This is a genomic window from Dietzia natronolimnaea (genome assembly GCF_002289575.1).
Lineage (GTDB): Bacteria > Actinomycetota > Actinomycetes > Mycobacteriales > Mycobacteriaceae > Dietzia > Dietzia natronolimnaea_A.
Genome location: NZ_NTGA01000026.1, coordinates 1 through 21395, shown reverse-complemented (window position 1 = coordinate 21395; position 21395 = coordinate 1). Strand labels below are relative to the sequence as shown.

21 protein-coding genes and 1 riboswitch are annotated in these 21395 nt (G+C 69.9%); of the genes, 6 read left to right on the top strand and 15 right to left on the bottom strand.

What is annotated here, in order from left to right:
- The first annotated feature begins 21 nt into the window (after positions 1-21).
- The gene (locus CEY15_RS14290; protein ID WP_095719004.1) at positions 22-270 is read left to right on the top strand and encodes a hypothetical protein; all 249 of its coding nucleotides are present in this window, start codon (positions 22-24) and stop codon (positions 268-270) included.
- 29 nt (positions 271-299) lie between these two features.
- Positions 300-1856 (top strand): fatty acyl-CoA synthetase, encoded by a 1557-nt coding sequence (locus CEY15_RS14285; protein ID WP_095719003.1) that lies wholly within the window; start codon positions 300-302, stop codon positions 1854-1856.
- Between the two features lie 37 nt (positions 1857-1893).
- Here the strand turns inward: CEY15_RS14285 and CEY15_RS14280 are convergent, their stop codons facing one another.
- From CEY15_RS14280 to CEY15_RS14220, 13 genes are all read right to left on the bottom strand, one after another.
- Entirely contained in the window at positions 1894-2727 is an 834-nt protein-coding gene (locus CEY15_RS14280) for an alpha/beta fold hydrolase (RefSeq protein ID WP_095719002.1), read from the bottom strand.
- A 27-nt stretch (positions 2728-2754) separates the two neighbouring features.
- The gene (locus tag CEY15_RS14275; RefSeq protein ID WP_095719001.1) at positions 2755-3582 is read right to left on the bottom strand and encodes a hypothetical protein; all 828 of its coding nucleotides are present in this window, start codon (positions 3580-3582) and stop codon (positions 2755-2757) included.
- A 46-nt stretch (positions 3583-3628) separates the two neighbouring features.
- Positions 3629-6523: an aminomethyl-transferring glycine dehydrogenase gene (gcvP, locus tag CEY15_RS14270; protein WP_095719000.1), complete on the bottom strand. Its 2895-nt coding sequence runs from the start codon at positions 6521-6523 to the stop codon at positions 3629-3631.
- A gap of 175 nt (positions 6524-6698) precedes the next feature.
- Positions 6699-6795, bottom strand: a riboswitch (glycine riboswitch).
- 33 nt (positions 6796-6828) lie between these two features.
- On the bottom strand, positions 6829-7470 hold the full coding sequence (locus CEY15_RS14265; RefSeq protein WP_095718999.1) for a MerR family transcriptional regulator: 642 nt from the start codon (positions 7468-7470) through the stop codon (positions 6829-6831).
- 252 nt (positions 7471-7722) lie between these two features.
- Positions 7723-8223: a bifunctional nuclease family protein gene (locus CEY15_RS14260; protein WP_095719041.1), complete on the bottom strand. Its 501-nt coding sequence runs from the start codon at positions 8221-8223 to the stop codon at positions 7723-7725.
- A gap of 69 nt (positions 8224-8292) precedes the next feature.
- On the bottom strand, positions 8293-9027 hold the full coding sequence (locus CEY15_RS14255; protein WP_095718998.1) for a MerR family transcriptional regulator: 735 nt from the start codon (positions 9025-9027) through the stop codon (positions 8293-8295).
- On the bottom strand, positions 9024-9443 hold the full coding sequence (gene odhI, locus CEY15_RS14250; protein ID WP_176475132.1) for an oxoglutarate dehydrogenase inhibitor Odhl: 420 nt from the start codon (positions 9441-9443) through the stop codon (positions 9024-9026). The genes CEY15_RS14255 and odhI overlap by 4 nt, the downstream gene beginning before the upstream one ends.
- A gap of 121 nt (positions 9444-9564) precedes the next feature.
- Positions 9565-9969: a glycine cleavage system protein GcvH gene (gene gcvH, locus CEY15_RS14245; protein ID WP_095718996.1), complete on the bottom strand. Its 405-nt coding sequence runs from the start codon at positions 9967-9969 to the stop codon at positions 9565-9567.
- A 48-nt stretch (positions 9970-10017) separates the two neighbouring features.
- Positions 10018-10782 (bottom strand): CDP-alcohol phosphatidyltransferase family protein, encoded by a 765-nt coding sequence (locus tag CEY15_RS14240; RefSeq protein WP_095718995.1) that lies wholly within the window; start codon positions 10780-10782, stop codon positions 10018-10020.
- A complete protein-coding gene (gene secA2, locus CEY15_RS14235; protein WP_095718994.1) occupies positions 10779-13076 on the bottom strand; it encodes an accessory Sec system translocase SecA2 in 2298 nt (765 codons plus the stop codon). The genes CEY15_RS14240 and secA2 overlap by 4 nt, the downstream gene beginning before the upstream one ends.
- An 89-nt stretch (positions 13077-13165) precedes the next feature.
- Positions 13166-14314, bottom strand: coding sequence for a hypothetical protein (locus CEY15_RS14230; RefSeq protein ID WP_095718993.1), 1149 nt, complete (start codon positions 14312-14314; stop codon positions 13166-13168).
- A 132-nt stretch (positions 14315-14446) separates the two neighbouring features.
- Complete coding sequence (locus CEY15_RS14225) at positions 14447-15484, bottom strand: NADP-dependent oxidoreductase (protein ID WP_095718992.1); 1038 nt, start codon at positions 15482-15484, stop codon at positions 14447-14449.
- Positions 15485-15544: 60 nt separating this feature from the next.
- On the bottom strand, positions 15545-15925 hold the full coding sequence (locus tag CEY15_RS14220) for a DUF1304 domain-containing protein (protein ID WP_095718991.1): 381 nt from the start codon (positions 15923-15925) through the stop codon (positions 15545-15547).
- 93 nt (positions 15926-16018) lie between these two features.
- On the opposite strand from CEY15_RS14220, the gene CEY15_RS14215 reads away from it, so the two are divergent.
- The 4 genes from CEY15_RS14215 to CEY15_RS14200 all read left to right on the top strand — a co-directional run bounded on the left by CEY15_RS14215 (position 16019) and on the right by CEY15_RS14200 (position 19695).
- Positions 16019-16603 carry a TetR/AcrR family transcriptional regulator gene (locus CEY15_RS14215; RefSeq protein ID WP_095718990.1) on the top strand — a complete coding sequence of 195 codons (585 nt, stop codon included), beginning with the start codon at positions 16019-16021 and terminating at the stop codon, positions 16601-16603.
- 178 nt (positions 16604-16781) lie between these two features.
- Positions 16782-17900 (top strand): NAD(P)/FAD-dependent oxidoreductase, encoded by a 1119-nt coding sequence (locus CEY15_RS14210; protein WP_245847629.1) that lies wholly within the window; start codon positions 16782-16784, stop codon positions 17898-17900.
- Positions 17888-18955 carry an arsenic resistance protein gene (locus CEY15_RS14205; RefSeq protein WP_095718988.1) on the top strand — a complete coding sequence of 356 codons (1068 nt, stop codon included), beginning with the start codon at positions 17888-17890 and terminating at the stop codon, positions 18953-18955. The genes CEY15_RS14210 and CEY15_RS14205 overlap by 13 nt, the downstream gene beginning before the upstream one ends.
- A gap of 53 nt (positions 18956-19008) precedes the next feature.
- Positions 19009-19695 carry a PBS lyase heat domain-containing protein repeat-containing protein gene (locus CEY15_RS14200; RefSeq protein WP_095718987.1) on the top strand — a complete coding sequence of 229 codons (687 nt, stop codon included), beginning with the start codon at positions 19009-19011 and terminating at the stop codon, positions 19693-19695.
- A 35-nt stretch (positions 19696-19730) separates the two neighbouring features.
- Here the strand turns inward: CEY15_RS14200 and CEY15_RS14195 are convergent, their stop codons facing one another.
- Together CEY15_RS14195 and CEY15_RS14190 are read right to left on the bottom strand one after the other, a co-directional pair.
- Entirely contained in the window at positions 19731-20822 is a 1092-nt protein-coding gene (locus tag CEY15_RS14195; protein ID WP_095719040.1) for an ATP-binding protein, read from the bottom strand.
- An 87-nt stretch (positions 20823-20909) separates the two neighbouring features.
- Positions 20910-21329, bottom strand: coding sequence for a hypothetical protein (locus tag CEY15_RS14190; RefSeq protein WP_095718986.1), 420 nt, complete (start codon positions 21327-21329; stop codon positions 20910-20912).
- Positions 21330-21395 lie beyond the last annotated feature (66 nt).

Here is a 21395-nt window from a genome sequence, read left to right as displayed (position 1 = left end):
CGGTTATCCTCAAGCCCAGAGATGTCCAGCTTCCGTGCACTGCCCTTCCGGCCCCGGCGACAGCCCGATCCCGACGGCGTCCCCCTACGGGTCCGCTCGTGCCGCGACCTGTGCGAGTGGACGAGGACCCCGGTGGAGCGCCGCGGTGAGCCCCTGTTCGCGTGCCAAGGGTGCGGATCCCAGTGGGTCCCGAGCGAGCACTGGACCCCGCGGGACAGCAACGGGGCGGTCCCCCCGGAGGTGTTGGAGATCGTCGCCGCCGAACCATGACCTCGCCGGCTGACCTCTAGGCTGAGACGATGACCACACCCCCTCGATTCCCCGGTCCCGCCGTGAGTTCCGCGACGGTCGACGCCGTCCTGCGCCGGGCGGCGGCCCGGTTCCCCGACCGCGTGGCACTCACCTTCGCCGAACGCCGGTGGACCTACGCGGCGCTGGACTCCGCGGTCGACCGGGTGGCCACGACCCTCGCCGGCCAGGGCCTCGAGGACGGCGCCCGGGTTGCCGGCTACGGGGTCAACTCCGATGCCTATCTCATCGGCTTCCTCGCCACCTCCCGCGCCGGGTTCACGCACGTGCCCGTCAACTACGCCCTGACCGGCGGCGAACTCGAGTACCTGTTGACCGACTCGGGGGCGTCCCTGGTCCTGGTGGACCCGGCACAGGCCGCCACGCTGTCGGACGTACTCGAGACCATGCCGGGGCTGCGCTCCCTGCCTCTGCTGCCCCGTGAGGGGGAGACCGCGGACGGCACCGTTCTGGGTTCGGCGACGGACGACTCCCCGTGTACCCCGGTGCAGTCCCCCTCCACCGGCGACGATCTGGCCCAACTCCTCTACACCTCGGGGACGACCTCACGCCCCAAGGGCGCGATGATGACCCATTCCGCGCTCGTCCACGAGTACGTGAGCTGCATTCTCGCCCTGGACCTGACCGCGGACGACGAGCCGCTGGTGACCATGCCGCTCTACCACTCGGCCGCGATGCACGTGTTCGCGCTCCCCTACCTCTCCCTGGGGGCGACGGTGCACCTCATGGCCGCCCCGGACATCACCGAGATCCTCCGCCGGGTCGAGGTCGACAGGATCGGCTCGCTCTTCCTCGCGCCGACGGTGTGGGTGCCGTTGGCCTCACATCCGGACCTGGAGTCCCGGGACCTGTCGAGTCTGCGCAAGGCCCAGTACGGCGCCTCGATCATGCCGGTGACGGTGCTCCAGCGCCTGCGCGGCAAGTATCCCGACCTCGGGTTCTACAACTGCTTCGGACAGTCGGAGATCGGCCCACTGGCCACCGTCCTGCGCCCGGAGGAGCATGACGCCCGCCCGGCGAGCGCCGGCCGACCGGTGTTCTTCGTGGACGCCCGCGTCGTCGACGAGACGGGCGCAGAGGTCGCGGACGGCGAGCGGGGCGAGGTGGTCTACCGGTCTCCGCAGTTGTGCACGGGTTACTGGAACAAGCCGGACGCCACCGCCGAGGCGTTCCGCGACGGGTGGTTCCACTCCGGCGACCTGGTGGTGCGCGACCCGGAGGGGTTCATCGAGGTCGTCGACCGCATCAAGGACGTCATCAACACCGGTGGTGTCCTGGTGGCGTCCCGGGAGGTCGAGGACGCGGTCTACCAGGATGAGCGCGTGGCGGAGGTGGCCGTGATCGGCACACCGGACGACAAGTGGATCGAGGCCGTCACCGCGATCGTGGTCCTCAGGGACGACGTCCACGCCACCGAATCCGAGATCATCGACGGCACCCGCGCCCATCTCGCGCCGTTCAAGGTGCCGAAGCGGGTCGTCTTCGTGGACGAACTGCCCCGGAACCAGTCGGGCAAGCTCCTCAAGCGGGAACTGCGCCAGTCCTGACACCGGGACCGTGCCCGACCCACCCGGGTCTCCGGCGTCAGCCGATCCTGTCCAGGACCTCCGCGGCCACCACCTCGGGGGCTTGTTCGGGGAGCCAGTGCCCCATGCCCGCCAGCGGGACGAAGCGGTACTCCCCCGCCATCCGGGAGGCGGTGGCCTCGGCACCGGAGCGCCCGATCGCTGGGTCGTCCTCCCCCCACAGATAGGTCGTGGGGACCGACACGTCGGGCAGGTCGTACCGCCGCATCGCGCGGTACCAGTTGAGCGCTCCCGTCAGCCCCGCCCGCGTGCCGACCACCTCGAGGTGCTTGGCGATGAGCTCGTCAGACACGTGCTCGTCGAACATCGCCCGCAGACGTCGGGCTCCGTCCTCGAGCAGGACGTCCTCGGCTTTCCCCTCCTGGCGGAAGAGGGCAAAGTAGGCCGATCGGGCCTGCTGGTCCGGGTCGGACTGCAGAGCCCACGCGAAGGCCGACAGGTGGGGGACGGACACCACCGTCAGGCTCGACACCCGCCCGGGGTGGTGGGCGGCGAGCCACCATGCGACCGATGCCCCCCAGTCGTGGCCGAGCACGTGCACCGTCTCCAGACCGAGATGGTCGACGACCGCGAGAGCGTCCGCGCTCAGGTGCTCGATCGCATAGGCCCCGACGTCGTCCGGGCGTGCACCGGCCGAGTACCCCCGCTGGGCCGGAGCGACGACCCTGAGTCCCTGCTGCGTCAGCACCCCGGCGACCGCCTCCCACTCCCACGGGGATTCCGGGAAGCCGTGCAACGCCAACACGGTCCCGCGCTCGGGCCCGGTGGTACGCCAGTCCAGTACGTCGAGGGTGCCGGCCGGGATGTCGACGGTCATGCTCTGCGGTTCCATGGAGCGGACACTATCTTCTCCGCTGGTTCACCGCGGGCGGCCGCCGCGCGGACTCTCCGCGGACGACCCCGACTGCGCGACCATCGAGCGCCGGTCATGCCAGTCGCGCACCACCCACATCTCGACCACGAGCGGGTCGACAGCTGCCTCGTCCGCCCACGCGGAGATCACGTCCAGATACCGCTGATACCGGCGTGGCGTCATGCGACCGAGCGAGTCGATCTCGGTCCATCCCGCGTGGACCAGCGTGGCGATCCCGGCCGAATCGACGGGAACGATGGTCTGGTCCGACCACGCCATTCCCAGGGACGACAGATAGAGCGAGGCGAGCGGGAACCCGAGATCGGGCACCCCCCTGCCAGCCCTGCCGTACGGCGCGCCGTTGCGGAGCAGGTTCATGGCCTCCGCCGGGGCGTCCAACCAGTCCGCCACCTCGTGCAGGACCAGGGGATATCCGTGAGGTGACACCGAGCGCCACGCGGAGCGGTCGCGCTCCGGTACACGGAAGTCCGGCAGACCCCTGCGGACGCCCGATCGCTGCGGGTGCCCGGCGAGCCAGGCCGCACACATGTAGAGCGCGACCACGGACTCCTCCAGGCTGCCCCGAGCCCTGCGGCCCGCTGCCCAGAGGTCACTCCTGCGGAGGTATCCGGACCCGGACTCGACCCGGCCGCCGTCGGGCCCACCGGCGACCAGCCGGAGGTCGACCCCTCGCTCCGCCAGCCTGAGGTTCCACAGGTCGAGGTCGACCTCCACGTATTCGTCCGCCACCAGCAGTGCCGGAGGCTGGGCGCGACACCACGTCAGGCACGAAGAGGGGAGATCTGGAACGGGACGGGAACCGGTCGTCGTCATGCCCGCACGGTGTCACGCGGGTACGACAACGCCGGCCCCCTGCGCCTCAGTCCTCGGCGAACGCGTCCAGCGGAGGGCAGGAACACACCAGATTGCGGTCGCCGTACGCGCCGTCGATCCGCCGCACCGCGGGCCAGACCTTGGGGCGCCACTCCGAACCCAGCGGGTAACCCGCCAGGCTGCGCGGGTAGGCGTGCTCCCACTCGTCGGCGGAGACGCTCTCGGCGGTGTGGGGAGCCCCGCGCAGCGGATTGTCCTCCACGGTCCACTCTCCCGAGGCGACCCGGTCGATCTCGGCGCGGATCGCGGCCATCGCGTCACAGAAGGCATCCAGCTCGGCCAGGTCCTCACTCTCGGTGGGCTCCACCATGAGCGTGTTGGGCACCGGGAAGCTCATCGTGGGCGCGTGGAAACCGTAATCCGCCAGCCTCTTGGCCACGTCGTCGATCGAGATGCCGACCGAGTCGATGAGCGGCCGGAGGTCGAGGATGCACTCGTGCGCCACCCACCCGCCGTCCCCGGAGTACAGCACCGGGAAGTCCGGGCCGATCCGCCGGGCCAGGTAGTTGGCACTCGCGATCGCGGTGAGGGTGGCACGACGCAGCCCGTCCGCGCCCATCATGCGGACGTAGGCCCACGTGATGGGGAGGATCGAGGCGGATCCGAAGGCGGCGGCCGAGACCACCGCGCCCGAACCGAGACCCTCCTCGTAGGGGTGGCCGGGCAGGAACTCGCGCAGGTGCTCGGCCACCGCGACCGGGCCGACCCCGGGACCGCCACCACCGTGCGGGATGCAGAAGGTCTTGTGCAGGTTGAGGTGGCTCACGTCGCCACCGAACCGCCCCGGACGGGCGACACCCACGAGCGCGTTGAGGTTGGCCCCGTCGATGTAGACCTGTCCCCCGGCGTCGTGGACGATCGCGCAGATCTCCTCGATGTCGTGCTCGTACACCCCGTGGGTCGAGGGGTAGGTGATCATGATCGCCGACAGCTCGGCCGCGTGCCGGCCGACCTTCTCGCGGAGATCGTCGACGTCGACGTCCCCGTTGGGTCGACATCCGACGACGACGACCTTCATCCCCGCCATCACCGCGGACGCGGCGTTGGTCCCGTGAGCCGAGGACGGGATGAGGCACACCCTGCGATCCTCGTCGCCGCGGGAGCGGTGGTACTGCCGGATCGCCAGCAGGCCCGCGTACTCCCCCTGGCTGCCCGCGTTGGGCTGCAGACTCACCGCGGCGTAGCCGGTGATGTCGACGAGCCACTGCTCCACGTCGGCCACGAGCCGGCGGATCCCTCGGGTCTGCTCGACCGGTGCGAAGGGGTGGAGGCCCGCGAACTCGGGCCACGTGATGGGCTCCATCTCCGTGGTGGCGTTGAGCTTCATGGTGCAGGAACCCAGCGGGATCATGGTGCGGTCCAGCGCCAGGTCCTTGTCCGCGAGGGCTCGCAGATACCGCAGCATCGCGGTCTCGGTCCGGTACCTGACGAACGCCTCGTGCTGGAGGAAGCGCGAGGTCCGGTCGCCGTAGGCGGGATCGACGAGGATCTCCAGCTGTCCGGCGTCCGCGATGTCGGCGACGTCACCGCCGAACGCTTCGAGGACGAGCGCGAGGTGGTCCCCGGTGGTGGCCTCGTCGCAGGAGACGGACACGTGGTCGTCGTCGACCCTCCACAGGTTCACCCCCCGCTCGGCGGCGGCGGCGAGCACCTCGGAGGCACGGCCGGGCACCCTGGCCAGGACGGTGTCGAAGAAGTCGGCGTGGACGACCTGGACACCCGCGGCGACGAGGCCGTCGGCCAGGACCGCGGCATGGGAATGCACGCGCCGGGCGATCGCCGCCAGGCCCTCCGCTCCGTGGTACGAGGCGTACATCGCGGCGACCACCGCGAGCAGGACCTGAGCGGTGCAGATGTTGGACGTGGCCTTGTCGCGGCGGATGTGCTGCTCGCGGGTCTGCAGCGCCAGCCGGTAGGCCGGCCGACCGTCGGCGTCCGTCGACACGCCCACGAGGCGGCCCGGGAGGTTACGGGCGTGGGCGGTGCGACAGGAGAGGAAGCCGGCGTGGGGGCCACCGAAGCCCATCGGGACACCGAAGCGCTGGGACGAGCCGAAGCAGGCGTCCGCACCCTTGTCCCCGGCCGGGGTGAGGACGGTCGCGGCGAGCAGGTCGACGCCCGCCGCCACGAGGACTCCCCGGTCGTGGCACTGGTCGATCAGCCCGGCGACGTCGGCGACGCGGCCCGAGGCACCCGGCGTCTGCACGAGTGCTCCGAAGAAGTCGCCCTCCGGCAACCCGTCGTCGATCAGGTTCGCGGTGACGATCTCGATACCCAGCGGCTCGGCGCGGGTGGCGAGGATGGCGGCGGTCTGTCCGAAGACGTCCGTGTCGACCGCGAAGCGGGGGCTCTTCGAGGACCGGTTGGCCCTGCGGAGCATCGTCATGGCCTCGGCGGCCGCGGTCCCCTCGTCCAGCATCGAGGCGCCCGCCATGTCCATGCCGGTGAGGTCGGCGACCATGGTCTGGAAGTTGAGAAGAGCCTCGAGTCGGCCCTGGCTGATCTCCGGCTGGTAGGGGGTGTACCCCGTGTACCAGGCGGGGCTCTCGACGACGTTGCGGCGGATCACGGCCGGGGTGAGCGTGTCGTAGTACCCCTGCCCGATCATGGAGACCGCGACCTCGTTCCGGTCGGCGAGCACGCGCAGCGCGGCGAGCGTATCGGACTCGGACAGGGGCTCGGGCAGCGCGTCGATGCCCGCTGCCCGGCCGTCGGGACCCACCTCGTCGAGGATGACCGACGGGAACGCGCGCTCGGCGAGCTCGTCGAGCGAGTCCACGCCGATGGTCCGCAGGATGTGGGCCAGGCCGTCGGCGTCGGGTCCCAGATGGCGGGCGACGAACTCGCCTCCGGTCCGGGCGGTGTGCGGGGTCGTCGTCACAGGTGCTCCTCGAAGGGCGGGGCCGCCCGGACGGGCGGCCTGCGGGCCGGTGCTACCCTCTCCGCTCTGTCCCCAACCGGCTGACGCCGGCGCCTGAGAGATTCACGGGGCCCACCTGTGGGCCGCGCTTTCCCCGTGGGCGGGTGGTCTGTTCCACCGCTCTCCAGAGGCGTTCGACGACTACACGGTTCGGGTGCCTGAGAGATTCTCGGAGAGGAGTTGCTCCTTCGGCGCCCGCGGTGGATACCGCGGGACTCTCCCGTGAGTCGCGTGAACGCACCGCCGAGTCTAGACGACTCCTCCGATCAGCCCGTACGCCGCGAGGCGCGGGCGCGGCGACGGGCCGCCAACTCGTCCTCGAGGGGCTCGATGACGTCCTCGGCGGAGACGGTCTCGGCGGGGAACTCGGAGATCGACCCGGCGAGCTCCCGCATCGCACCACCGATCCCGATACCGAAGACTCCCTGTCCGCCCTGGAGGAGGTCGAAGACCTCCTCCTTCGAGGTGCACTCGAACACCGTGCGACCGTCGGAGAAGAGGGTGATGGTGGCCAGGTCCTTCACTCCCCGGGAGCGGATCTGGTCCACGGCCTTCCGGATGTTCTGCAGCGAGATCCCGGTGTCCAGCAGTTGCTTGACGATCTTGAGGACGAGGATGTCTTTGAACGAGTACAGGCGCTGGCTGCCGGACCCGGCGGCGTTGCGGATCGACGGCACCACCAGATCGGTCCGGGCCCAGTAGTCGAGTTGCCGGTAGGTGATGCCGGCGATCTGGCAGGCGATCGGCACGCGGTATCCACTCGTGCCGTCCGGGATGCCGTCGTCGGGGAACAGTCCCGGTTGCACCTCGTCGAACGTGGCCTGGGTGGCCTCGACGTCGCCTCCGAAGAGACCCTCCGTGTGCGTACCGGTGGAGGACGACTCCGGATCCCGGGTGTGGTCGGCCACGATTGCTCCCTCAAGCTGTGGGGTGCCGCCGCTGTCGCGGGGACACGGTGCCGGACTCTGTCGAGTCCGGATCCTTGAACACGTGAACACCATCGGTGTAGTTCACTGGGAGCAACGCTAGGCCCGCGAGGGTCCGCGATCAATAGGACACGCGGTAAACCTCAACCTCAAGTTGAACTTGAGACCTGGCCGCGACCTGCGCACTGGTGCTGGAGTGGCTCCTGTGGAGACGGAAATACCTGGTCGCAGCGCTCAGGACGTGGGGCCGCCGGGCTCCTGCGGAGCGTCTCCACCACCGAGGAAGTCATCCGGGCTCACCTGGTCGAGGAACTCACGGAACGCCTCCACCTCCTCCTCGCCCTGCTCCACCAGCGAGATCCCGACCTCGTCGAGCACCTCACGGCTGACCAGGACCGGGGACGAGGTCCTCAGTGCCACGGCGACGGCGTCCGACGGCCGGGCTGAGACCCGCGTGCCCTCGAAGACGAGCTCCGCGATGAACGTCCCCTCGGACACCCCCACGATCTCCACCTGCTCGAGTGGATGGGCGAAGGTCTCGAGGAGCGTCGCCACGAGATCGTGGGTCAGCGGCCTGCCCGGCTGCACGCCCTGCTGCTGGAGACTGATCGCGGCGGCCTCGGACGCTCCGATCCAGATCGGGACGTACCGCCCCCCGTCCTTCTCGTGCAGGATCAGTACTGGTGCGTACTCCGGCTCCTCGAAACGGATGCCGACGACGTTCACCTCTCGCATGTTCTTTCCCATGTCCTCCGCCTCTCCCACGGGTCCAGCCTAGCCCCGATCCGTCCCGGGGCGCGTGCGTCAGGACTCCAGCGCGTGCCGGACGGCCACGGTGACGAGCGTGGAGTGCAGAGCGACCGACAGCGCGGCGATCTCCCGGGCCAACTCGGCGGCGCGATCCCGTGCATCCGCGTCGCCCTGCCGTGCCACCGGGCCGGCGATCTGGGTGATGAGGCCCGTCTGCCGGTCGGCGGCCGTCCGGAAGCCCCGCAGATGACGGACGTCCACGCCGTGGCCGGCGAGGTCGTGCGCCGTCCGCGCGACCAGGACCGCCTCCGGGTCGAAGAATCCGCCGGGGCCGGCCACGATGAGCCCGGCGTCCACGAGGGAACCGACGAGCTCCGCGTCCACCCCCGACTGCTCGACCACGTCCTCACGGGTGAGGCGCAGAACGGTGTCGCTGCGGAAATCGTCCGGGGTCGACCCCGGCACACCGTCCCCGCCGGGCCGCGGGAGCAGGGCGGTCGTGGACCCGTCCGCGATCGCGGAGTCGAGCGCCTCCAACTCCTCACGGATCACCTTGAGGGGCAGATACCGGTCGCGCTGCGCCGTGAGGACATAGCGCAACCGTTCACGATCCCCGACGCTGAACCGGCGGTACCCGCTGGCGGTCCGCTCGGGGGTGACCAGTCCTTCGTTCTCGAGGAACCGGACCTTCGACACCGTGAGGTCCGGGAACTCCGGACTCAGGAGTGCGATGACGCCGCCGATGGAGAGGTGTCCCTCCTCGGTGGCGCCGTGTCCGGCGGCTGTCACTGCCCGGGCGTACCCGTCAGGAAGACGAGGCGGAACTTGCCGATCTGGACCTCGTCGCCGTTCGACAACGAGGCGGAGTCCACGGGTTCGCGGTTGACGTACGTCCCGTTCAGGGATCCGACGTCGACGACGTTGAACGTACCGCCCTCGCTCCGGAACTCCGCGTGGCGACGACTCACCGTGACGTCATCGAGGAAGATGTCGCTGTCCGGATGGCGGCCGGCCGACGTGGTGGCCTGGTCCAGGAGGAAACGGGAGCCCGCGTTGGGCCCTCGCTTGACCACCAGGAGCGCCTGCCCCTCGGGCAGTCCCTCGACACCGGTGACGGCGGGCTCGGACTGAGCCGCCTGCTGATCGGACTCGTTGAGAAGCTCCGCGCGGAACACCGAGGTGGTCTCGGCGGTCGCCTCGGGCATGTTCTTGTTCTCGGTCACGTTCGTCTCTCCTCGTCCGAGCCCGGGCGTGGGGCTCACCATGCGGTGCCTGCGATTCTATGTCGGACCGTCCGGCCGCGGGGCCGGGGGCGGTCCCTACCCCTCAGCCCTCCGTGATCTTGGCGTATCCGTCCGAGTCCAGCGTCTGCTCGAGCTGCGTCTCCAGATCGTCGACGTCCGGGATCTCGAGGACGACGATCCACCCCTCACCGTACGGGTCGGAGTTGACCAGCTCGGGCGACGTCTCGAGGGCGGTGTTGACCTCGACGACCTTCCCGCTCAGCGGCGCGTACAGGTCGGAGACGCTCTTGGGCGACTCGACCTCGCCGAACGGTTCACCCGACTCCGTCTCCCCGCCCACGTCCGGGAGCTGGACGAAGACGATGTCACCCAGCTTGGACTGCGCGTACTCGGTGATGCCGATGCGAACTCGGGTGTCGGACACCCGCTCCACCCACTCGTGCTCGTCGGTGTACCGGAGCTGGTCGGGGATGTTCTGGTCACTCACTGACGTGCCCTTCTCGCGTGGCTCACTTGGCGTGTACAACTGGCGACATTACACACCGCCGGACGGCTCCACTGCAGTAGATCCGGGACGGCGCGGGGGCACGGCGCGGGCGATCCTCCAGGCCTGCCACAGGTAGATCGCGCCGCTCCACGAGTAGAGGCCCACACCCCAGTACAGACACGCCTCACCGAGGATCAGGAACGCCTCCCCTCCGGGGACCCCCGCGAACCCGGCGAGAAGCAGTGGGAGGGACCAGAACAGCGCGAACGTGGCGGCCTTGCCCAGGTAGGTGACCTCCGGTTCGATCCCTCTCCGGCGGTACACCGGCACGGTCCCCACCAGCAGCGCGTCCCTGACCAGGAGGACCACCACGACCCAGACGGGGATGTACCCGGCGACGGCGAAGGCCACGGGCACGGCGGCCACCAGGATGCGGTCGGCCAGGGGGTCGAGACGCTCGCCCCAGGTGGATCGCATGTTCCACAGACGTGCGATCTTGCCGTCGAGCCAGTCGGAGACCACCAACGCACCGAGGAGCCACAGCGCCAGGGGCGGGTCGTCCCAGACCAGGATGCTCACCACGAGCACCGGGATCAGGGCGATGCGCGCCAGCGAGATGACATTGGGAAGCGTCCAGAACCTGTCGCTGACCCGGGGGTCACGCGGCGGCGGTTCGTACCCGAGGCCGGGTGGCACCGCGGCGGAGAGGTGTCCGTCGCGCGGTTGCGGGATGCGCGCACCGAGGACCCTGCCCTCACCGGTCCGCCATTCCCTCAGATCGGTCTCACGCCGTCCCTCCCGCGCCGCACTCATCGGAAGGTCGACATCATCCCGGAGAAGACGTTGCCACCCGCCGCCATCGGGTTGTCGTGGACCATGTAGGTCCACGTCGAGGTGGGCCGCGCCATAGCGTTGGCGACGAGATCCACCCCCGAATCGGTGAACTCGATCTCGGCGAAGGTGGTCTCCGACTCCCGGACGGCGTCCGAGGCGAGGTCTCTGAAATGGTCGATCGCGATCCGGTGGAACTCGTCGAGAGGGTTCTCCCGACCCAGTGCCCTGAGGTGGATGGACTCGCGGACGTCGTTCATCGTCTCCAGGTGACGGGCCCAGCCCCGGTCGAGATGCCACAGCATGATGTCCCGGCACCCCTGCACCACAGCATCGCGGCCGTGCGCCTCCACGAGTTCGGCACTGCGCGCCGGATCGTGCGCGGTGAGTTCCTCGAACGCCTTCTCCGTGACCAGGAGGGCCGCCCGGCGCTCGGCGAGGATGGCGCGTTGCTCGGCGAGCAGTCTGCTGTACCGCCAGGTGTTGGAGTGGATCGCGAGCATCTGCCCCTCGGTGACGCGCTGCGCGTGGTCGACCGCGTCCCGGCCACGGTTGCCCTTGAGCAGCCCGCTGATCCTGTCGTGCGAGGTGGGGATCTTCTCGGGCTCCAGGGCCGAGGTCACGACCGGATCGTCCATCGCGGCGAAGAACACCGACCTACCGGGGTCCCCCTGACGCCCGGCGCGCCCCCGCAGCTGGTTGTCCAGCCTCTCCGTCCGGTGCCGCCCGGTCCCCACCACGTGCAGTCCGCCGAGTTCGACCACCTCGTCGCGGCGGGATTCGTCGGACCCACCCAGTCTGATGTCCGTGCCGCGGCCCGCCATCTGGGTCGAGACGGTGACGTTGCCCACGTCCCCCGCCTCGGCGATGATGGCCGCCTCCTCCTCGTCGTTCTTGGCGTTGAGCACCACGCACTCCACGCCCTTCTCGAACAGTCGTGCGGCGAGTTCCTCCGACTCCGCGACGTCGTGGGTACCCACGAGCACCGGCTGGCCGGTCGAGTGGACGGCGGCGATGTGCTCGACGACGGCGCGGGTCTTGCTGTCGACGTCGATATACGTTCGATCGGCCTCGTCGACCCGGACGCAGGGGGTGTTCGGGTCGATCTGGGAGACCCCCAGGGAGTAGAACTCACGCAGCTGCGCCCCGGCCGCGAGGGCCGTTCCCGTCATCCCGCACACGCGGTCGTATCGGCCGATGAACGCCTGGACCGTGATGCTGTCGAGGATCTGACCGGCCTCGGAGACGGCGACCCCCTCCTTGGCCTCGACGGCCGCCTGCAGCCCGTCCGGCCACCGTTGCAGTTCGGCGACGCGACCCCGCGAGGCGTTGATCAGCTGGACCCGCCCGTCACGGACGATGTAGTCCACGTCCCGCCTCAGCAGGAAGCACGCGTGGAGTGCGACGTTGACCTGCACCAGCGTCGTGGCGACATGCTCCTCGTCGTAGAGGTCACCGATCCCCAGTTCGCCTTCGATCGCCTCGGCGCCGTCGTCCGTCAGGAAGATGTTGCGCCGTTCGGAGTCGGTCTCGTAGTGGCGGCCCGGTCGCAGTTTCCGGACCGCGGAGAGGATCTCCCCCGTGGGCGCCTCCCCGGAGGTGGACCCGGCGAGCACCAGCGGGACCAACGCCTCGTCGACGAGGACCGAGTCGGCCTCGTCGACCAGAGCGACGTCGGTCGTGGGCGCGATGAGGTCCGCGGGATCGGTGACCAGCTGCTCCCGCAGCACGTCGAAACCGATCTCGGAGACGGACCCGTAGGTGATGTCGCAGGCGTAGGCGCCGCGACGGTCCTCGCGGGACGACGACTCGGTGACGTGACCCACCGTCAGCCCCAGCAGCTCGAACATCGGCCCCATCCACCGCGCGTCCCTGGCCGCGAGATAGTCGTTGACCGAGATGACGTGGACGGTGTGCCCCTGGAGTGCGTAACCCGCCGCCGCGACCGCACCCGAGAGGGTCTTGCCCTCTCCGGTCGCCATCTCCACCACGTCCCCCGCGAACATCCTCAGAGCGCCCTGGAGTTGGACGTCGAACGGCCTCAGTCCGACGGCCCTCGTCGCGGCCTCTCTGGCCAGAGCGAGGAAGCGTGCGAGGTCCTCGGGGGACTCGCCGAAGAGCTGCAGATCGTGGGCGGCGTCCGCGAACTCGGCGTCGTCCATCCCCGAGGCCCAGTCGTCGAACCCGTGGGACGCCTCGACCGCACTCTGCGCGCGCGAGGTGTCCCGGCCCTGGGTGGAGCCCATAAGCTTCCAGAAGCGGTTGGCGAATCCCACGCGTGGAGTCCTTCCCGGTCTACAGAACAGTTGATGCCACCGTACGCAGGGGCTGACGGGGTCGGCGGCGCACCCCGCTGGTCTCCGCGTCAGCGCTCAGGGTCGATCTGTCCGCGCAGCCTGCGCATGGCCTCGGTGGAGAGCATCCGGTCACCGGCGCGTGCGGCCAGGTGCTCGGCCGTGAGGTCGGCGGGACTGGGCGCGTGCACGGTCGACGGAGGCCTCACACCGTGCTCGCGGGCGATGTCGTCGAGCCGCGCGGCCTCCGACACCGCGGCGTCGGCGCGGGTCTCCACCGACTCCACCAGTTCGCGGAACGCGACCGCCCGCTCGACCACCTCGGCCCAGACCTCGTCGATCGCCGCACCCATACCGGTCAGGGTGGTGAACCCGTCACGCGCGGGCGGGACACCCGGCGTCGCCGCCGTCTCCCGCAGCCGGCAGAGGTCTCCGGCGAGCCCCACCACCTCGGTCTCCGCGTCGAACTGCAACCGGATCTCCTCCACCGACCGCCCGCCGCGGACGTAGGCCCGGATGAGTCGGTCGTACAGACCGCCGACCTCCATGAGCAACGCGGTGTACATCTCGGGGAGTCGGCGGTTGTCCGCCCGGATCCGTGGGAGCGAAGGCAACGACTCCACCACTGCCTGGACGCGGTGCGGCAGGACCACCCGCCCCATCTCGCGCTGCCCGTAGGCGGCCGCGGCCGTGCCCAACTCGACCATCGTCCTGGGCACCATCGGCACCGGTGCCCTCGTCGGCGTGGAGGCGAGGGCGTCGAAGAGTCGACCCCGGTCCTCCGGGTCCAGGTGGACCCCGCGCTTGCGGTCTGCGCGGATGTCCTTGATCCGATACGCGAACACACCTGCGCCCCGGGTGAACCCGGTGCGTAGCGAGACGTACCTCCGGTCGAGGTCGGCCAGTCGGGTGCGCAACGCCACCCTCAGGACCGACGGCAACGGGGTGCCCAGCAGACGCCTGAGGTCGTGACGTTGTTCCTCGATCACTCGCAGCTGGTGGAAGCCGCCGACGGTGGGGAAGGGGAGATTCCGATGGAGTCTCGCGAGCACCACGCTGACGATGCGTGGTTCGACGAGGCCACAGGCCACCAACAGGGCCGCCCGATCGGAGAGTTCTCCGGGTCCCGAGGAGGCCGTGCCCGCGCACAGGTCGTCGACGTGGCGGATCAGGCGGGCACGGGCGTCCTCGCCGTCACCGTCCTGATCGTGACTGGTCATACCCGAGCACCTCTCCCCCGCTCCGACGGTCACCGCCGATGGACTTCATGCTGCCATGATGCCCCCTCCGGGGATCCCATGCCGTCCCGCTCGACCCGAGCGCGGATCCGTCGGCGTGCCACGTGTGGGGTGTTACCGCCGCTCGGGCGCGATCCGTACGACCATCTTCCCGGTGTTGGCGCCGCGCATCATGCCGAGGAACGCGTCGACGGTGTTCTCGATGCCGTCGACGACGGTCTCGTCGTAGGCGATCTCCCCCGCGGCGAACCACGTCGTCATCCGCTCGGCGAACTCGGCGCCCAGGTGGAGGTGACCGCCGAGCGTGAAGCCCGTGAGTGTCAGTCCACGGACGATGATGTTGGCCAGGTTGTCCGGGCCGGGTGTCCGACCCTTGTCGTTGTACCCCGAAATCGCCCCGCACAGGGCCAGTCGCCCACCGTCGTTCATCACATCGAGTGCCGCCTCGAGGTGGTCGCCTCCGACGTTGTCGAAGTACACGTCGACGCCCTCCGGCACCAGTGCGCCGAGTTGGTCGCGTACGGGCGCGTCCTTGTAGTCGAGCGCCGCGTCGAAGCCGTACTTCTCGGTGAGCAGACGCACCTTCTCGGGAGATCCCGCCGATCCGATGACGCGACCGGCGCCCAGGAGCCGGGCGATCTGCCCCGCCGCGGTCCCGACCGCGCCTGCGGCACCGGAGATGAAGACCGTGTCGCCCGGCGTCAGGCCGGCGATCGCGGTGAGCCCCACGTAACCGGTCAACCCGGTCATGCCGAGGATGCCGAGGTACAGGGAGAGCGGTGCTCCGTCGAGCTCGGGCACGACGGTGAAGGTCGACGCGTCGGCCTGAACGATGTCCGACCACCCGTGCTGGTGCGACACGACGCTCCCGACGGGGACGGAGTCGTCGGTGGATGCGGTGACGCGGCCGACCGCGCCGCCGGTGATGGTCGCGCCGACGGCGTAAGGGGCGGTGTAGCTGCGCACGTCGTTCATCCGGCCCCGCATGTAGGGGTCGACGGAGACGTAGAGGTTCGAGACCCGGACCTGACCGGGTTCGAGTGGTCCGTAGCTGACGGTGGTGGTGCGGAAGTCCTCGTGGGTCGGCCACCCCGAGGGGCGTGCGGCGAGCTGGATATGGGTACTGGTGACGGTGCTGGTGACGTCGGTCATGGTTCTACCTCCGGGTGTGGTCGGGATGGGTGGTGGGGAACGGGGTGACGGAGCGGGCCGCTAGAGAGCGATCGCGAGCGCGAGCACCGAGAGCAGCGGGAGCACGCCCTGCTTGAGGGCCGCCCCCCGCTTGTCGGGCGCGGAGAGGAACAGGACGAGGGCCGCCGCCGCCATGGAACCGGCACCCGCGAACAGCAGCGCGGCACCCACGGGAAGCGGGCCGGCCAGGACGAACGCGATGCCGGCAGCCGTGACGATCGCGAGGAAGAGGTTGTAGAACCCCTGGTTGAAGGCGAGCTGCTGGGTGGCGCGCGCCTCGTCGAGGCTCGTGCCGAAGATCCGGCGGGCACGTGCGCTCGTCCACATGAGTGATTCGAGCGCGAAGATGACGACGTGGATCAGCGCCGCGAGGGCGGCGAGGACCAGGGAGACGATGAGCATGGTGTGACCTTGTCGGATCGAGGGGGCGGATAGGTTCTGAACTGATCGTTTCAATATATACTAGACCGGACGTTTCACAAAAGGAGGCCGACCATGGGTCGTACGCAGGGATTCGACACCGACGCCGCCGTGCGCTGCGCTCGCGAGGTCTTCTGGGAGTCTGGCTACGAGGACGCGGCGATCCCCGCCCTCGAGAGCGCCACCGGCCTCAACCGGTCGAGTATCTACAACGCCTTCGGCAGCAAGCGCGGCCTCTTCGACGCGGCGGTCGACAGCTACCTCGACGAGGTCGTCCGTCCACTACTCCGGCCGCTCACCGCGACCCCTGTCGCCCCCGACGCGATCGTCGAGTACCTCGCCAGGCTGCGACACGCGTTCCTCGACGAGAGCTCCCCTGCGTCCGCGAACGGGTGCCTTCTCATCAATTCGGCGAACGCGCCGATAGCGCGGGACTCGGCGGTGCGCGAGGTCGTCGCCGCGTATCGACAGGAGCTGCGCTCGGCCATCGGGCGCGGCGTCGTCGCCCACCGCCCCACGCACGCGCCGGAGGCCAACGCCCGGCTCGCAGACGCCTGCACCGCCATGATCGTCGCGGCCTTCGCGCTCACCCGCGTCGACAACGAGGCCGCACTGCAGTGCATCGACACCGCCGCACACCTCCTCGACAACCACGCCTGACGCGGCGACGGCATCGGCCCCGGTCGACGGACTCCGGGCCGCAGGACCCCTGGGTGTAGGCTTATTGACAACGATTACCAATAAGCCGCGGAGGCGGGTGATCGGCGTCGTCCGATCGCCGGTCGCGGGCCCGCCCGCCGCGGGCCGCACAGCTGTGTGCCGCAGGAAAGGGACTGCCGTGACCTCAGAACCCCCGATGCTCGATGCCCTCGTCATCGGCGCAGGCCCCGCCGGGATCGGCACCGCACTCGCACTCGCCGCGGTCGACGACCTCGTCTTCGGCGTCGTCGACCGGGGCGCGATCGGGCAGACCTTCCTGGACTGGCCGGCCGAGCAGACCTTCCTCACCCCCTCCTTCACCGGGAACGGTTTCGGGGCCACGGACCTCAACTCCGTGCACCCGGAGACCTCTCCCGCGTTCAGTCTCGGGGTCGACTACCCCACAGGGCGCCAGTACGCGACATACCTGCGCGGTGTCGCCACGCACTTCGCCCTTCCCCTGCTCGAGGGGACCGAGGTCACCTCCGTGACACCTCGAGACGGCGGCTTCGAGGTGCGGTGCTCGCGCGGTCCGGTCCTGGCGCGGTCACTGGTGTGGGCCGGTGGCGAGTTCGGCGACCCCGTGGCTCCGCGGATCGCCGGCCACCCGCTGCTCGATCACAGCAGCGGGGCCGCCGCCTGGGAGTCACGCCCGGGTGACGTCGTGGTGATCGGCGGATACGAGTCGGGCATCGACATCGCCTGCCACCACGTCCGCCGGGGCTCCCGGGTGACCATCGTCGACGAACAGTCGCCGTGGGATGCAGGGTCGGGTTCCGACCCGTCGTTCCGGCTCGCTCCGCGCTCCCGGATGCGCCTGGTCGCCGCACTGTCGACCGGGAAGCTCACCCTGGTCGCCTCGCACGCCGTCGCCGTCTCCCCGACCTCGGACGGCTATTCGACCCGGCTGGGCGATGGCCGCACGGTGACCAGCGGGAGTCGCCCGATCGCGGCGACCGGCTTCGGACCGGGGCTCGGCCCGGTGGAGCACCTCTTCGCGTCCCGCGGGGACGGCTGGCCCGAACTCGACGAGGACGACCAGTCCACCCTCACCCCCGGGTTGTTCCTGTCCGGGGCCACCATCCGGCACGGCGGGATGAAGTTCTGCTTCGTCTACAAGTTCCGGCAGCGCTTCGCCCATGTCGCCCGGGTCATCGGCGACCGGGCGGGTAAGGACGTCGCCGCCCTCGAGGCGTGGCGGGCCGCCGGCATGCTCACCGATGATCTGTCGTGCTGCGGAGTGGAATGCGCGTGCTGAGCTCCGTTCCGGAGCATCGGGCGTCGCCTCGGCCACTCGCCGCCACGGGACTCTTCCTCGCCGCGATCATCGCCGGTGGCGCGACCGGGACGTGGTGGCCGGGCATCGCGGACCGGCTGGGGGGAGCCGTGGACCACCTGGTCATGCTGCTGGTGGCTGTCATCTTCTTCACCCTTCCCTCGGGCGGCCTGCTGGATCGACGCCGGGTGCCCCGGATCGCGTTCCTGGCCGTCGCCATGAACTTCCTGCTCATCCCGGTGGTCGCGTTCGCGCTGACCTCGGTGCTGATCCCGGACGACGCCCTGCGTGTGGGGATACTGATCTACTGCCTGGCCCCCTGTACCGACTGGTTTCTGGGGTTCACCCGCATGGCCGGAGGAGACACCGCGGCCGGGTCGGCGCTCATCCCCGTCCAGCTCGTCCTGCAGTTGGCGCTCTACCCGGTGTGGCTGGGGGTGTTCGCCGGACACCAGGTCGTGAACACCGTGTCGGCCGCCGGCCCGGCGCTGATCATCTGGTTCGTGATGCCGGCCGTGCTCGCGGTCGCCCTGCGAGGGGCTCTACGCCTGGTCGCTCCACGCTCCACACGCGGTCGGGTCGTCGATGCCGCCGACGGTGCGGTGCCCGTCATCCTCGCCGCCCTGATCGTGTGCCTGTTCGCCGCGAACGTGGGCACGATCCTGTCCGACCCCTCCGCGTTCGGCCGGGTGCTCCTCGTGGTGTTCCTCTTCTTCGTCGTCGTCTACGTCGTGGGCGAGGCGATCGCCCGGGGATTCGGCCTCAGCCACCCCGAGCACGCACTGCTCACCATGACCACCTCCGCCCGCAACGCCCCGCTCATGTTGGCGGTCACCACGATCGCGCTGCCTGATCACCCCGCCATCGCGGCCGCGATCGTGATCGGCATGATGGTGGAGTTCCCGCACCTCACCGCTCTGACCCACCTGCTCGCCACGCACCGTCACCGCGGGCACGCGCACGGTGCGGTCGCCACCCGGCCGGGGCGGTGTCGCGACCGGTGGCAGAGGTCGATCACCGGGGCCGTCAGCGGGTGAGAAGCGTCGCCGTACTCCCCCGGGGTTTCCTGGTCAGGGAGTACCGTCGGCCAATGCGATCCGCCGAGTCAGCGTCCGCCGAACTACGGGCGATGGAACCAGAGCTGTGGCCGGCGTACCTGTCGGCGCGCTCCGGTCTCCCCGGACCTCGCGCCGACCTCTCGTTGCTCACCGTCGCCGCGAGACTCGCGGACGGCCGCGCCATCGAGGCGATGATGTCCGACGGCGGCGAGTACCCCGCGATGTGCGCGGCCGCGGCTCTCGGGCTGAGAGCGGGCAGCGCGGAGTGCGAGGCCGGAGCCCGGGCGCTCGCGACGGATGACCGGTGGCGGGTGCGGGAGGGCGTCGCCATCGGTCTCCAGCTCCTGGGCGACGACTTCCCCGATGTGGTGAGGGGGATAGTCCGGAGGTGGGCCGACGATCCCGAGCTGTATGTCCAGCGCGTCGCCGTCGTCGCCATCTGCGAACCGCGACTGCTGCGCACCGCCCCGGCGGCGGCCGTCGCCGTCGACGTGTGCCGACGCTGTACACGCCACCTCGTGGCGCTCCCGCCGGCTCTGCGGACCAGCCCTGCAGCCCGGAACCTCCGCCAGGCGCTGGGCTATTGCTGGAGTATCGCCGTGGCCGCCGATCCGGAACCCGGCCTGGCCGCCTTCCGTGACCTCCCGACGGACGACCGCGACGTCGAGTGGATCGTCACCCAGAATCTGCGCAAGAAGCGACTCGCGGCGCTGATGTGACGCCTGCGCACCGGAATCCGGGACAGAGCGTCACCTCACCCGTCGTCGCGTAGTGGGACCCGGACGTCCCCACCCGACTCCTCGGTGATCCGCCTGCCCATCTGCACGTATGTCGGCTCGGAGACGAAACCCCCGGCGAAGAGCGCCTGGCCCTGCGCGAACGAGGCCGATCGCCGTATCTGATCCTCGCCGGCGAACCCGAACACCTCCGCCAGCTCCATGAGGTCTCTGGGCGAGTTGACGCGCATCAGACCCAGGTTGTCGCACTGCGAGAGGACGTTGGGGTGGATCTTAATCGGTCGCTGCGTGGATAGCAGCAACCACAGCCCGAACTTCCGGCCCTCCGCGGCGATCTGGACCAGCTGACGGGTGAGCGCCCGCTCGACGTCGGTCTGCGGATCGGGCGGGCACACGTTGTGCGCCTCGTCGATCACGATGAGGATCGGCTCGCGATCCTCGCGCCTCGACCACAGGTGCTCCACGAGGGCCAACGCCGCAACCTTCGATTCGGCCGGGTGGGTGAAGCCGCCGAGATCCATCACCGTGGCGCGGGGCCGTTGACCGATCACGTCGACGACCGAACCCGCGCCTCGGGACCACAGATCCCACTCGAGCACCTGGAGGTTCTCCATCCGGTAGGACAGCTGGACCTCCCCCGGGTCGGACGAGGCCCGGAGCGTCGCGAGCGCCTCCACCGAGTCGAAGTCCTCCGCGCGGACATTGGTGCGCAGGAGGACGTTGTACTCCTCCGCGTCCGCGATCGGATCGAGCTGCAACAAGGCGGCCTTGGACGCCGGGGACAGGTCCACGTACCGGGCGCGCAACCGTTCCCCCGACCCCTCCGAGGAGCGCAAGACCCTGATGTCGAGCTCCGCGAGCCGGGCCACCTCGGCCGCACCGGCCTCGTCGCGGGCTTCGGGCAGCCTGACGAAGTCGGCGTTGGGATCGAGGATGACCATGGGGAGCTCGGTGTGCAGCAAGAGCTGTTCCAGGACCACCCCCAGCGCGTAGGTCTTCCCGCTGCCGCTCTGCCCGCACCAGAAGGTGTGGCGGTTGAAGCGACGGGCGTCCAACCGGGCCGGGGCTTCCGGAGCGCCCACCGCGCTGCCGATCGTGATCTCGGTCATCGTCACCCCTTGCGTGCACACCGGTGGAGGAGATCCCATCTAATCACCGGCGTTCCGCCCCCAGGCGCGAAATCGGTCAGTGCGGTACTACCCCTCGTCCGGGAGGTTGATCGTCCACTCGTCACGGTGCGACACGATGAGCACCGAGGGCCCGGGAGCCAGATCGAGGCCGAACTCTGCATCGGCACTGGGGGTGGTCACCACATTTTTCGGAGTCCCGCCCGAGCGGGGCAGGGAGAACTCAGTGACCGCCATCCCGACAGAGGTGTCTGCTCGGCTCCCCGTGATCACACCGCCCTCCCCGTCGTACAGGAAGACCCGCGTGCCTCGTCCCCCGCTCGCCAGCGGCGGGGCCGACGACACCGGCACCACCGAGAGCTCCCACACGCCGTCCCCCTCGACCTCGAGCCCGTGCGGAGCGGGATTCGCCGGCCACCACATCGACTCGCCGTCAAAGGTCCCCCGGTCGGCGGTGTTCGCTTCGATCACGCCGTCGATGAGGATCATCTGTTTCTCGCCCTCGGCATCCAGACTCCACAGAACTAGTGGGTGTCTCCGTTAGTTCGTCGGGGG